A 13218-nucleotide genomic window follows, 5' to 3' on the forward strand; every position below is an offset into this window, starting at 1 on the left:
ACAAATACCATATAGAAATAGGTTTTGTGTCAATTTCTGAAATCTATTCATTAGCACATTCTGTTGAACTGCTGAATAAAATAATTATTCAGCTCCTACTCGATATTGACAAACAACTCAAGAAGTCAAGAAATCAAGTGAATGTCACCAATAAAATTAATAAAAAATTAAAATTTGTGATATGAATAATAACACAAAAACATTTTACTATTATTTGCAATTGGGGTATAATTATTAATGGTTATGTGAATTTTGAAAAAGATTGGGGAATTAAGGATGAAAAGAAGATTAAAGGTAGGACTTATACTTCTGAGCGACATAATTTTCATAAATGCTGCAATCTTTGTTGGATACTTTATCAGATTTTCGTGGCATATTCCAAAGGCATATTTAAATAGATATATCGAGTCGTTTGTTCCAATTTCTATCATTATGATAATTTCTTTCTACGTATTTAAACTATATAGGAGCATATGGAGGTATGCAAGCATAGATGAACTATTGTCAGTTGTTGTAGCAGTATCCTCTGGAACTTTAGCTTCATTTATTTATGGAGTTGTTATGCGAAACAGGCTTCCGCTTAGCGTTTATTTTGTTATGTGGGCGCTTACTATTATGGCATCGGGCGGATTAAGATTCTTAAGAAGAGTTGTTACCCATCTTGAAATGATGCAGGGCGTTGGCGATAAGAGGGCAAAGAGAATATTGATATTTGGCGCAGGCGATGCAGGAGCAATCGTTGCGAAGGAAATGAAAAAGCATTTGGATATGGGATACATGCCTGTAGGATTTATAGATGATGACAAGTCTAAGCAGGGAAAATATATTTTGGGAATTCCGATTCTTGGGACAAGGTATGATTTGGAGGATATAGTTAAGGAAAAGGCGATCGATGAGATAGTTATTGCCATTCCATCGGCTGATAAGGATGAAAGGGCGGAGATTATAAGGCTCTGCAACAAGACTGGCTGCAGGCTTAAAACGCTGCCTGGGATATATGAGATGATAGGCGGCAAGGTAACGATAAGTCAGATTAGGGATGTAGAGATTGAGGACCTATTGGGAAGAGACCCTGTTGAGCTGAACATTGAAGAGATTGCGCATTATCTAAAGGATAAAACTGTTCTTGTAACGGGAGGAGGAGGCTCAATTGGATCTGAGCTTTGCAGGCAGATTGCAAGGTTTAACCCAAAGAAGCTTTTGATTCTCGACATATATGAAAATGGGGCATACAGCCTTTCGATGGAATTAAAAACTAATTTTAAGGAGCTTGACCATGAGGTTATAATTGCATCAATAAGGGAAGAGGGAAGAATAAACGAGATTTTTGAAAAACATAGGCCGGACGTTGTCTTCCATGCGGCGGCCCATAAGCATGTCCCTTTAATGGAGGCAAACCCAAAGGAAGCTATAAAAAACAATATATTAGGAACACTAAATGTAGTAAGGGCATCGGATAGGTATGGAGTTAAGAAGTTTGTTTTGATTTCAACCGATAAGGCGGTTAACCCGACTAATATAATGGGGGCAACAAAGCGCTTTACTGAGATGATTATTCAGGCGATGGATAGGGTGTCCAATACTGAATATGTCGCAGTAAGGTTTGGAAACGTATTAGGAAGCAATGGTAGCGTTATTCCGTTGTTTAAGGAACAGATTAGAAAGGGTGGTCCGGTTACGGTCACACATCCTGAGATAAATAGATATTTTATGACGATACCTGAGGCGGCACAGCTTGTTATTCAGGCTGGCGCTATGGCAGAGGGTGGAGAGATATTTGTCCTTGATATGGGAAAACCAGTAAAGATTGTTGACCTTGCAAGGGAGCTAATTAGACTCTCGGGCTTTGAGCCTGATAAGGATATTAGGATTGAGTTTACGGGTTTAAGGCCTGGCGAAAAATTATATGAGGAGCTTTTGATGTCCGAAGAGGGGCTTAAGAAGACGAAGCATAAAAAGATTTTCATTGGAAAACCTGGTGAATATGAATTTGAGCAGGTTGAGACGATGGTAAACAGGCTGAAAGATGCTTTGGATGAGAATGATGAGGTAATATTTAAACTAATGCAGGAATTTGTTAAAACGTATAAAAGAGTTGAGAATTGACAAACAATTCAAGAACTCAAGAAATCAAGTGAATGTCACTTATAGGGGAGGATACATATGATACAGCTTTTGGATTTGTTAGCACAATATGAAACCATGAAGGATGAGATGAAGGAAGCAGTAATTTCTACTATCGAATCCGGACACTATATTTTAGGACCACAGGTTAAAAAGCTTGAAGAGGATATAGCAAGATATTGCAACGTAAAACATGGTATAGGGGTTGCAAATGGAACAGATGCACTTGTTTTAACTTTAAAGGCATTTGGAATAGGAGAAGGGGACGAGGTCATTACATCGCCTTTTACTTTCTTTGCTTCAGCTGAAACTATTTCACAGGTTGGTGCAACGCCTGTATTTGTTGATATAGAACCGGATACATATAATATAGATGCTGAAAAAATAGAGGAAAAGATTACGGAAAAGACTAAGGCGATAATTCCGGTTCATATTTTTGGACAAATGTGTGATATGGACAGGATAATGGAGATTGCAAGAAAGCATAATTTGATAGTTATAGAGGATGCTTGCCAGGCAATAGGTTCTGAATACAAGGGCAAGAAGGCAGGCTCAATTGGGCATGCAGCATGCTTTTCATTCTTCCCAACTAAAAATCTAGGTGGATATGGTGATGGAGGAATGATTGTCACAAATGATGATGAATTGGCTGCAAAGATTAGAATGTTAAGATTCCATGGAAGCAAGGTTAAGTATTATCATGATATGCTTGGATTTAACAGCAGACTTGATGAGCTCCAAGCGGCAATACTTAATGTTAAGTTTAAGTATCTTGATGAGTGGAATAATAAAAGAAACGAAAAGGCGCATATATATAATGAACTTTTAAAGGATACAAGCTGCAAAGTGCCAACCGAGAGGGAATACAACAAGCATATATATCATTTGTATATTATCCAGCATGAGAAGAGAGAAGAATTGATAAACTTCCTAAAGGAAAATGGAGTTGCAACGGGAATATATTATCCAGTTCCACTGCATTTGCAGAATGTATATAAGTATTTAGGATACAAGGAAGGGGATTTGCCAAATTCTGAATACGCGAGCAAGAGGACATTTGCAATACCATTGTATCCAGAATTGACTTTAGAACAGCAGAAATACGTTGCGAATAAGATAAAGGAATTCGAATCTTAATTTGTTGATAACAAACGAAATTTGGGATAAAATTTAGTTGATAAATAATTAACAAAGTGACATTCAAAGTGAATTGGGCTACTTGTTTTATGGTTTGGGTGCTAAATTGACAAACAATTCAAGAAGTCAAGAAATCAAGTGAATGTCACTCATAAAGGGAGGTTTAAAAATGTCAACAAAAGAAGTGTTATTAGAAAAGATACAAAATAAAACTGCAGTTATAGGTGTTGTAGGACTTGGTTATGTTGGACTTCCACTTGCAGTTGAAAAGGCAAAGGCAGGTTATAAGGTAATAGGATTTGATATTCAGCAGAAAAGATGCGATATGGTAAATCAAGGACACAACTACATAGGGGACGTTGTGGATGAGGAGCTTGCTGATTTAGTTAAGAGGGGAATGATTTTTGCTACAACTGATTATTCAAAGATAGCTGAAGTAGATGCAGTTGCTATTGCGGTTCCAACTCCTCTTGATAAATATAAGCAGCCGGATATAACATACGTTGTTAACTCAACAGAGAGCATTGCAAAATATCTTCATAAGGGAATGCTGGTTGTATTGGAATCAACAACATATCCAGGAACAACAGAAGAAGTTGTTAAGCCGATACTTGAAAAGACAGGTTTAAAGTGCGGTGAAGATTTTTATCTTGCCTTCTCACCAGAAAGAGTTGACCCAGGTAACAAGTTCTTCAAGACAAAGAACACACCAAAGGTAGTAGGTGGGGTTACAAAGGACTGCACAGAAATTGCAGCAACAATGTATAGAAACGTATTAGAGGGAGAAATATTCCCAGTTTCATCACCAGCGGTTGCTGAAATGGAAAAGATACTTGAAAATACATTTAGAAATATAAACGTAGCGCTTGCAAATGAAATGGCAATTCTATGCGAGAGAATGGGAATAGATGTATGGGAAGTTATTGAAGCTGCAAAGACAAAGCCATACGGATTTATGGCGTTCTACCCAGGACCAGGTCTTGGAGGACATTGTATTCCAATTGACCCATTCTATTTAACATGGAAGGCAAGAGAGTATGATTACCATACAAGGCTTATCGAAATTGCAGGAGAAATTAACGACTACATGCCTGAATTCGTTGTTGAAAAGTCAGCGCATATATTAAATGATTTCAAAAAACCTCTTAACGGTTCAAAGGTTCTATTATTAGGTGCGGCATACAAGAAGGATATAGATGATTTAAGAGAATCTCCAGTATTAAAGATTATGGAACATCTTGAAAAAAGAAACGCAGTTGTTATGTATAACGACCCATATATACCAGAGTTTACTCACGCAGGTAAACACTACGTATCAGTTGAGCTTACTGAAAAGAACATTCAAGATGCAGATATAGTTATAATTACAACAGACCATTCAAACTACGATTATGATTTTGTTGTAAAGAATGCCAAGGTTGTATTTGATACAAGAAATGCAACTAAGGAAGTTCTTGAAAATAGGGATAAGATTATTAAGCTGTAATATGTTTGGCACTTTTGCAAAAGCAAAAGTGCCTTGCTGCAAAGTAAAACTTAATTTTTGGTGCCAGGCACCAAAAAATTAAGTTTTAGGAACACAAAAGAGGGAGGAAAAATTATGAAACTAAAGTTTGCTATAATAGGCTGTGGTAGAATATCATATAAGCACGTTGAAGGAATTATAAACAACCATGAAGAGGCGGAATTGGTTGCAACATGCGACGTTGACATAGAAAAGGCAAAGGCTAAGGCTGATGAGTATAGAAAAAAATTCCCTGAGGCAAGGGTTAATGAGTATATAGATTATAAAGAGATGCTGCAGAAAGAGGATATAGATGTAGTAACAATAGCTACAGAAAGTGGATATCACCCTGAAATAGCTATTTACTGCATGAATGCGGGTAAGCATGTTGTTGTTGAAAAGCCGATGGCACTTTCAACGCAGGATGCAGATAGGATGATTGAGACTGCAAAGAAGAAAAATGTTAAGCTTTGCGTATGCCATCAAAACAGATTTAATAAGCCGATTCAAATGCTAAGAAAAGCACTTGATGAAGGTAGATTTGGAAAGCTGATAAACGGAATGGCAAGCATCAGATGGAACAGAAATATGAGCTATTACACACAAGCTCCATGGAGAGGAACATGGGAGCTTGATGGCGGAACTTTGATGAATCAGTGCATACATGATATAGATTTATTGCAATGGATGATGGGCGGAGAGATTGACTCTGTTTATGCCCAGACTGGAAGATTTGTAAGGGATATTGAGGCAGAAGATTTTGGAGCAATTGTTGTAAGATTTAAGAACGGAGCAATTGGAATAATAGAAGGAAGTGCCTGCGTATATCCTAAGAACCTTGAGGAAACTTTGAGCATTTTTGGTGAAAATGGCTCTGTAGTAATAGGTGGACTTGCGGTTAACAGAATTGAGACATGGAGATTTGCAGACGGAAAAGATAGCGAAGAGGAGATATTAAAGGACCAGGAAGGTGACCCAGATACAGTATATGGTCATGGACATACACCGCTGTTTAAAGATATGATCGATGCAATAAAGAACAACAGAGAACCGCTAATTAACGGCGAAGAAGGCAAAAAGGGAATGGAGATAATACTTGCAGCTTACAAGTCACAAAAGACAGGCATGCCGGTTAAATTCCCTATGGGCGATTTTTCAACATTAGATATGAAGGGAATTTGGTAAGTAATATGAACTTGTAATTGCAAAATGCTGCTAAAATTCGCGATATAATTACTTGTTTTTAAAATATTCATTGGTGTTTTAGAAACTTGAATTGTCAAACAATTCAAGAACTCAAGAAATCAAGTGAATGTCACTTAAAGGAGAGATACAAATGAATTATATATCTGAAAAAGCCATATTGGGCGAGAATGTCAAGGTTGGAAGATTTGCTGTTATAGAAGACGATGTTGTGATTGGAAACAACTGTATTATAGGAAATAACGTAGTGATTCATAAAGGAACTCAAATAGGAGATAATGTAAGAATCGACGATAATGCTGTAATTGGAAAGCAGCCTATGAGGGCGGTTAACAGTATTTTTAAGGATGAAAAGGAGCTGCCGCCGGCTAAGATTTCAAGCGGCTGCCTGATTGGTGCAGGGGTAATAATTTACTGCGGTTGCGAGATTGGAGAAAACACGCTCGTTGCTGACCTATCTACAATAAGGGAAAATGTAACTATAGGAAGCAAGACGATAATTGGAAGAGGGGTGGCAGTTGAAAATTTCTGTAAGGTTGGTTCAAACTGCAAGCTTGAGACAAATGTCTATATTACTGCTTATTCAGCGCTTGAGGATTATGTTTTTGTTGCACCCGGTGTTGTAACAAGCAACGACAATTTTGCAGCGCGCTCCAAGGAAAGATTTAAGCATTTTAAGGGAGTAACTGTTAAAAAAGGTGGAAGAATTGGTGCGCAGGCAACGATATTGCCCGGGAAAACTATTTATGAAGATGGATTTGTAGCAGCAGGTTCGGTTGTAACTAAAGATGTAGAAAGCGGGACAATTGTTGCAGGTAATCCAGCAAAGTATTTTAAGGATGTGCCTGAAGAGCAGCTATTAAAGAATCAATGAGTGAAATTGACAAACAATTCAAGAAGTCAAGAAATCAAGTGAATGTCACTCATGGGAAGGTGATGAAGATGAAGATATTGACGGTAATTGGAGCAAGGCCGCAATTTATTAAGGCGGCGCCGGTATCGAGGGAGATAAGGAAGCAACATAAGGAAATAATTGTTCATACAGGTCAGCATTACGATGAAAATATGTCTAGCATATTTTTTGATGAGCTGGATATTCCAAAGCCTGATTATAATTTGAATGTTGGGTCTGGAAATCACGGAAACCAAACAGGGAATATGCTTATTAAGATAGAGGAAGTTATTTTAAACGAGAAGCCGGACGCTGTTTTGGTGTATGGAGATACTAATTCTACCTTGGCTGGGGCGCTTGCTGCGAGCAAGCTGCTTATCCCTGTTATTCATGTTGAGGCGGGGTTAAGAAGCTTCAATAAAGCAATGCCAGAGGAGCAGAACAGGGTTTTAACAGACCACATTTCAGATTTATTGTTTTGCCCTACAGAAACTGCGGTTAAAAATCTAAAGAACGAAGGAATAGAAAAGGGAGTCTACAACGTAGGGGATGTAATGTTTGACTCAATATTGTATAATATTGAAATAGCAAAGGAAAAATCAAACATTTTAGATAGATTAAATTTAGCTTCAAAGGAATTTATACTTGTAACAATACATAGAGCTGAGAATACTAATTATAAGGATAAGCTTACTAATATTTTTAATGCCTTAAAGGATTCGGGAGAAAAGGTAATTCTTCCGCTTCATCCAAGAACAAAGAAATTTCTAGCTGATTACGGTATAGACGTTGGAGAAAATATAGAAATTATTGAGCCGGTTGGGTATCTTGATATGATTATGCTGGAAAGTGCAGCAAAGAAGATTGTTACCGACAGCGGCGGGGTTCAAAAGGAAGCTTACTTTTTAGATGTTCCCTGCGTAACTATGAGAAGGGAAACTGAGTGGGTTGAAACCGTAAAGGACGGTTGGAATATACTCGTTGACAGCGATTATGAAAAAATATTGGATGCAATAAATAATTTTGAGCCCAAAACTAAAAAGAGCAACTATTTTGGAGATGGAAAAGCAAGTGAACATATAGCAGAATTATTAAAAAACTTAGAGGTGTAGCTGATGAAAAGAATTTGGATAATGAATCACTATGCAGTTCCACCATATATAGGTGGGGGGACAAGGCACTTTGATTTAGCAGAAGAATTGGCAGGTCGAGGATATGATGTAACTGTTTTTGCATCTAGTTTTGATTTAAAAACAAGAACTGAAAGGCTTAATGAAGGTGAAAGATACAGAATAGAAGAGATAAACGGGGTTAAGTTTTTCTGGATAAGGACATATCCGTATAAGACGAATGATTATAAAAGATTTTTGAATATGATTTCATTTGCAGTGAATTCATATAGAATATTGAGTAGACTTGAAAGGCCTGATGTAATTTTAGCTTCTTCAGTCCATCCTTTTACCTGCATTAGTGGATATTATCTTGCAAAGAAGTTTGGTGCAAGGTATATTGCTGAGATTAGAGACCTTTGGCCGGAAACTTTGATTGATATGGGTGCTATGAGAAAAGATAGCATATCAGCAAAGGTTTTTTATGCAATAGAAAAGTTTATTTATGATAAGGCAGAGAAGATAATTGTCCTTTTACCTGGAGCTAAGGATTATATTAATTCAGTTGGAAATTACGGAGACAAGGTTGAATATATTCCAAATGGAGTTGTTGTGAAAAGATACGATGAAGTCCTGCAAAAGAATGAAAAAAGCTCAAGAGTAGAAGAAATACTAATTGAGCATGCAGGTAAATTAAAGGCGGTTTATCTTGGCGCGATGGGCCCTGCAAATGCACTCGATGTAATATTAAATGCAGCAAAGATTTTAAAGGATGAAGGCATTAATAATATAGATATACTACTAATAGGAGATGGGCCTGAAAAGGAAAAATTGATAAACATGAAAAACGAATTAGGGCTTGAAAATGTTTCAATCTATGACCCTATAAAGAAGTATGATGTTCCATTTTTATTAGACGGCATAGATATCTGCCTATTCAATCTTAAGGATTTGGATGTTTTTAAATACGGCATAAGTCCAAATAAACTTTTTGATTATCTATGCAGTGCAAAACCAATTCTTTTTTCATGTAAGGCGGTAAATGATATCGTAAAGGAAGCTAACGCAGGAATATCAATCGAACCTGAGTCTCCAGAAAGGTTTGCAGCGGCCCTAAAGGAGCTTGCAAATATGGATGAGCATAAAAGAAGAGAACTTGGGCAAAATGGACGAAGGTATGTTGAACAAAACCACGACATTTCAAGATTGGTTGATAAACTTGATTCATTGTTTTAATTTATTGGAAATATTGTGTTTTAGAAAAGATTTTACAAGGAAGTGGTTGTGTGAAAAGCTTGCAACTTATTATTAAAAGATTATTTGACTTTATGTTTAGCCTTATTCTTCTTATTATTTTATTTCCACTTTTTTTATTAATATCAATCCTGATTAAGCTTGACTCAAAGGGAGAGGTATTCTTTAAACAGGAGAGGGCAGGGCTTAATGGGAAGCCTTTTATGATTTATAAATTCAGAACAATGGTTAAGAACGCCGAAAAGATTGGCGATGGATATTATACAGGCGAAAATGACCCAAGAATAACAAAGGTTGGTAATTTGTTAAGAAAAACAAGCCTTGATGAACTTCCACAGCTTATAAATATTTTAAAGGGTGAGATGAGCATAATAGGACCAAGGCCAACTTTGATGTATCAGGTGGAAAAATATGACGAATTTCAAAAGAAAAGGCTTTTGATGAAGCCTGGTGTAACTGGTCTTGCTCAGGTTAACGGAAGAAACAGCCTGTCGTGGCCGGAAAGAATTAAATATGACGTTCAGTATGTTGAGAATTGGAGCCTTTGGCTGGATATAAAGATATTCTTCAGGACGTTTTTAGTGGTCTTAAAGGGCGAGGGTGTATATGCAGAAAAGGAAAAGTTCATAATTAAAGATAAGAATGAGCTATAGGTGATTTTATGAAAAATATTGTTATAGTAGGAGCAGGAGGACATGGAAGGGTTATACTTGATATACTCCTTGCGATGAAGAAGAATTGCCAATTGAATATATTAGGATTTATCGATGATGCATCTTTTGGAGAAGTTCTTGGGTATAAAATACTCGGAAAAGTAGAAGATTTAAAGGATTTAAAGGCTGAATATGGTGAAATATTCGCAGTTCCAGCGATTGGAGATAATTTTACAAGGGAGAGGGTTGTTAAAAGGCTGGAGAGTTTAGGAATCAACCTTTTTACAGCCATTCACCCTACAGCAGTAATTGGAGGAAACGTAACTATTGAAGATGGAACGGTAGTTATGGCATGTGCTGTAATAAACAATAGTGCAAGGATTGGTAAGGCTGTTATAATAAACACTTCGGCGGTTGTTGAACATGACAATGTATTGGGGGATTATGTTCACATATCCCCGGGGGCTCACCTTGCTGGAAATGTTGCAATTGGAGATTACAGCCATGTAGGAACAGGTGCTAATATTATACCCGGCATAAATATTGGAAAGAACGTAACCGTTGGGGCAGGGTCGACAGTTATAAGGGACGTTGAGGATAATGCTGTTGCTGTTGGAGTGCCTGCAAGGGTGATAAAGTATAAATGAGGAGGCTTAATATGAAGGTTCAGCTTGCAAAACCAGATATAACACAAAGGGAAATAGACGCAGTTGTTGAGGTCATGAAATCAGGAATTTTGAGCATAGGTCCAAAGATAGAGGAGTTTGAGAGAAAGATTGCAGATTACACTGGAGTTAAGTATGCAGTTGCTGTTAACAGCGGAACAAGTGCGCTTAATCTTATTGTTAAGGCACTTGGAATTGGAAATGGCGATGAGGTAATAACTACTCCATACAGCTTTGTAGCCTCGGTTAACTGTTTTATTATGGAGGGGGCAAAGCCAGTTTTTGTAGACATTGACCCTAAGACATTCAATATGAATATCGAGGAGATTGAGTCGAAAATAACACCAAAAACAAAGGCAATTTTAGCGGTAGATGTTTTTGGTCAGCCTATTAATATGAAGAGGCTAAGAGAAATTGCGGATAAGCATAATCTCTATTTAATCGAAGATAGCTGTGAAGCGCTAGGCTCAGTTTACGATGGAGTTAGAGCGGGAAGCCTTGCTGACGCTGCTGCATTTGCGTTTTACCCTAATAAGCAGATTACAACTGGAGAAGGCGGGATAATAGTTACAAACAATCAAAAAGTAGCAGAAATTGCCCAGAGCTTAAGGAGCCAAGGAAGGGCGATAACTGGTTTTTGGTTGCATCACGAAAGATTAGGGTATAACTATAGAATGAGCGAAATTAACGCAGTTTTAGGAAGCGTTCAAATGGATAGGCTTGATGAGATAATACAAAAGAGATTAAAGGTTGCTAAAAGATATGATGAGATTCTTAGCAAAATAGATGGAGTTGAAGTTCCATATATCGACCCTAAGGTTGATGTAATGAGCTACTTTGTATATGTTGTTCAGCTTGCAAGGGATATTGACAGAGATAAGGTTATGGAATATTTAAAACAAAATGGTATAGGCTGCAGACCATATTTTACGCCTATACATGTTCAACCATATATGGTGGAGATGTTTGGTTATAAAGAAGAGGATTACCCAATAACAGCTGATGCTGGAAGAAGATGCGTTGCACTTCCATTCTACAACGATTTATCCGATGAAGAAGCAAACTATGTAGCAGAAAAATTACAAGAAGCAGTAAGAATTTGCAAAAGGTGATGGAGGGAAGAATGAAGGGTGTTAATTTAGCAAAGGCTGCAGGTATAGTTATGTTTATAACTATCATGAGTAAAGTTTTAGGTTTTTTTAGAACTATGCTTTTAGCAAGCAGCTTTGGAACTACAATGCAGAGCGATGCATATGTTGTGTCGCTTACAATTCCACTTATTATATATTCAGTTATTGGTGCTGCTGTAAACACTACCTTTATCCCCATACTAAGCAGAAGCCTGACACAAAGGGGCAAAGAGGACATGATTCAGTTTGCCAATAACATTATGAATATATTATTCCTGATTTCAATTATTATTTTTGGAGTTGGATTTCTGCTTTCGCCTCAAATTGTAAGGGTTATTGCCCACGGTTTTTCAGGTGAAAAGTTTAATTTAACAGTGGCTCTGACAAGGATTAGCATGTTTAATGTCCTGGCATTGAGTATGACGGCTGGGTTTATGTCGATTCTGCAGAGTTTAAACGAGTTTAAAGCACCTGCAATGGTCGGCATTGCGCTTGATCTGCCGATTATTTTGTATCTTATTTTAGGTGCAAAATATGGTATTTATGGTCTTTCTGTAGCAACATTAATTGGATATACTATGCAGTTTGTCATACAAATACCTTATCTTTTAAAGCACGATTATAAATATAAATTTTTTATAGATTTAAAGGACACAAGGGTCAAGGAGATGCTGTATCTTATCCTTCCTATTTTGATTGGGACAACTGTGAATCAAATAAACTCGATTGTGGATAAGACTATGGCGTCCAGCCTTCCTAATGGGAATATTTCAGCATATAATTTTGCTATAAACGTTAACAGCATGCTCTATGGCGTCTTTGTTGCATCGATTATTATGGTTATATACCCTGCAATATCAAGGGAAGGTGCAAACAAAGCCTATGACAATATGAAGGTTTTTATTCACAAAGGAATAACAAGCATACTACTTATAATGGTTCCAGCAGCTGTAGGGCTTTTTGTATTAAGATATGATGTATTGACTATTTTCTTTAAAAGAGGTCTTTTTAATGAGGATTCTGTAAATCTTACAGCATATGCGTTAGCATTTTTGCTGTTAGGACTTCCTTTTTATGGAGTCAGGGACATTTTTAACAGAGCATTTTATGGACTTAACGATACTAAGACTCCTATGATTAATGGAATATTTGGAGTTGCTTTGAATATTACTTTAAACCTTTTATTCGTTCGTTATCTTGGAATTGGAGGACTTGCCCTTGCAACATCTATGTCGGCGATATTGACAAGCATTTTGCTTGGAATGGCGCTTAGCAGAAGGATTAATGGAGTCCAAGGGAGAAAAATTTTAATAGCCCTATTAAAGATAAGTTTATCAGCCTTTATGATGGGATTTGCTGTTAAGGGAGTAGAGATAGGACTAAAATTTATTTTTACTGGTTTAATTGGAATGGTTTTAACTTTAGGAATAGCAGTTTTGACGGGTATTTTTGTATATTTTATATCGCTAATAGTTTTAAAGCTTGAGGAACTTGACGATGCTTTAAATATGATACTTAAAAGAAAAAGAGCTAAATAAGTTAACTGA

General features: G+C 36.9%; 11 protein-coding genes. All 11 read left to right on the forward strand.

Going from position 1 to position 13218, the window contains the following annotated elements; translation table 11 throughout:
* Positions 1–276 precede the first annotated feature (276 nt).
* Positions 277–2106: a polysaccharide biosynthesis protein gene (locus tag ABG79_RS03750; protein ID WP_057977285.1), complete on the forward strand. Its 1830-nt coding sequence runs from the start codon at positions 277–279 to the stop codon at positions 2104–2106.
* A 57-nt stretch (positions 2107–2163) separates the two neighbouring features.
* Positions 2164–3261 (forward strand): DegT/DnrJ/EryC1/StrS family aminotransferase, encoded by a 1098-nt coding sequence (locus ABG79_RS03755; RefSeq protein WP_057977287.1) that lies wholly within the window; start codon positions 2164–2166, stop codon positions 3259–3261.
* Between the two features lie 169 nt (positions 3262–3430).
* The gene (locus tag ABG79_RS03760) at positions 3431–4747 is read left to right on the forward strand and encodes a nucleotide sugar dehydrogenase (protein ID WP_057977289.1); all 1317 of its coding nucleotides are present in this window, start codon (positions 3431–3433) and stop codon (positions 4745–4747) included.
* Between the two features lie 111 nt (positions 4748–4858).
* Positions 4859–5950, forward strand: coding sequence for a Gfo/Idh/MocA family protein (locus tag ABG79_RS03765; RefSeq protein WP_057977484.1), 1092 nt, complete (start codon positions 4859–4861; stop codon positions 5948–5950).
* A gap of 151 nt (positions 5951–6101) precedes the next feature.
* On the forward strand, positions 6102–6842 hold the full coding sequence (locus ABG79_RS03770) for an acyltransferase (RefSeq protein ID WP_057977290.1): 741 nt from the start codon (positions 6102–6104) through the stop codon (positions 6840–6842).
* Positions 6843–6910: 68 nt separating this feature from the next.
* Positions 6911–7972 (forward strand): non-hydrolyzing UDP-N-acetylglucosamine 2-epimerase, encoded by a 1062-nt coding sequence (gene wecB / locus ABG79_RS03775; protein ID WP_057977293.1) that lies wholly within the window; start codon positions 6911–6913, stop codon positions 7970–7972.
* Between the two features lie 3 nt (positions 7973–7975).
* On the forward strand, positions 7976–9205 hold the full coding sequence (locus tag ABG79_RS03780; RefSeq protein WP_057977295.1) for a glycosyltransferase family 4 protein: 1230 nt from the start codon (positions 7976–7978) through the stop codon (positions 9203–9205).
* A gap of 50 nt (positions 9206–9255) precedes the next feature.
* Complete coding sequence (locus ABG79_RS03785) at positions 9256–9876, forward strand: sugar transferase (RefSeq protein ID WP_152978201.1); 621 nt, start codon at positions 9256–9258, stop codon at positions 9874–9876.
* 8 nt (positions 9877–9884) lie between these two features.
* Positions 9885–10523: an acetyltransferase gene (locus ABG79_RS03790; RefSeq protein WP_057977297.1), complete on the forward strand. Its 639-nt coding sequence runs from the start codon at positions 9885–9887 to the stop codon at positions 10521–10523.
* An 11-nt stretch (positions 10524–10534) separates the two neighbouring features.
* Positions 10535–11653, forward strand: coding sequence for a DegT/DnrJ/EryC1/StrS family aminotransferase (locus tag ABG79_RS03795; protein ID WP_057977300.1), 1119 nt, complete (start codon positions 10535–10537; stop codon positions 11651–11653).
* A gap of 11 nt (positions 11654–11664) precedes the next feature.
* On the forward strand, positions 11665–13209 hold the full coding sequence (murJ, locus tag ABG79_RS03800; RefSeq protein WP_057977487.1) for a murein biosynthesis integral membrane protein MurJ: 1545 nt from the start codon (positions 11665–11667) through the stop codon (positions 13207–13209).
* Positions 13210–13218: the final 9 nt, after the last annotated feature.

The organism is Caloramator mitchellensis, from assembly GCF_001440545.1.
Classification (GTDB): domain Bacteria; phylum Bacillota; class Clostridia; order Clostridiales; family Caloramatoraceae; genus Caloramator; species Caloramator mitchellensis.

Coding starts and splice junctions, on each gene's coding strand:
- ABG79_RS03750 (WP_057977285.1), top strand. CDS start 277: ATGAAAAGAAGATTAAAGGTAGGACTTATACTTCTGAGCGACATAATT.
- ABG79_RS03755 (WP_057977287.1), top strand. CDS start 2,164: ATGATACAGCTTTTGGATTTGTTAGCACAATATGAAACCATGAAGGAT.
- ABG79_RS03760 (WP_057977289.1), top strand. CDS start 3,431: ATGTCAACAAAAGAAGTGTTATTAGAAAAGATACAAAATAAAACTGCA.
- ABG79_RS03770 (WP_057977290.1), top strand. CDS start 6,102: ATGAATTATATATCTGAAAAAGCCATATTGGGCGAGAATGTCAAGGTT.
- wecB (WP_057977293.1), top strand. CDS start 6,911: ATGAAGATATTGACGGTAATTGGAGCAAGGCCGCAATTTATTAAGGCG.
- ABG79_RS03780 (WP_057977295.1), top strand. CDS start 7,976: ATGAAAAGAATTTGGATAATGAATCACTATGCAGTTCCACCATATATA.
- ABG79_RS03790 (WP_057977297.1), top strand. CDS start 9,885: ATGAAAAATATTGTTATAGTAGGAGCAGGAGGACATGGAAGGGTTATA.
- ABG79_RS03795 (WP_057977300.1), top strand. CDS start 10,535: ATGAAGGTTCAGCTTGCAAAACCAGATATAACACAAAGGGAAATAGAC.
- murJ (WP_057977487.1), top strand. CDS start 11,665: ATGAAGGGTGTTAATTTAGCAAAGGCTGCAGGTATAGTTATGTTTATA.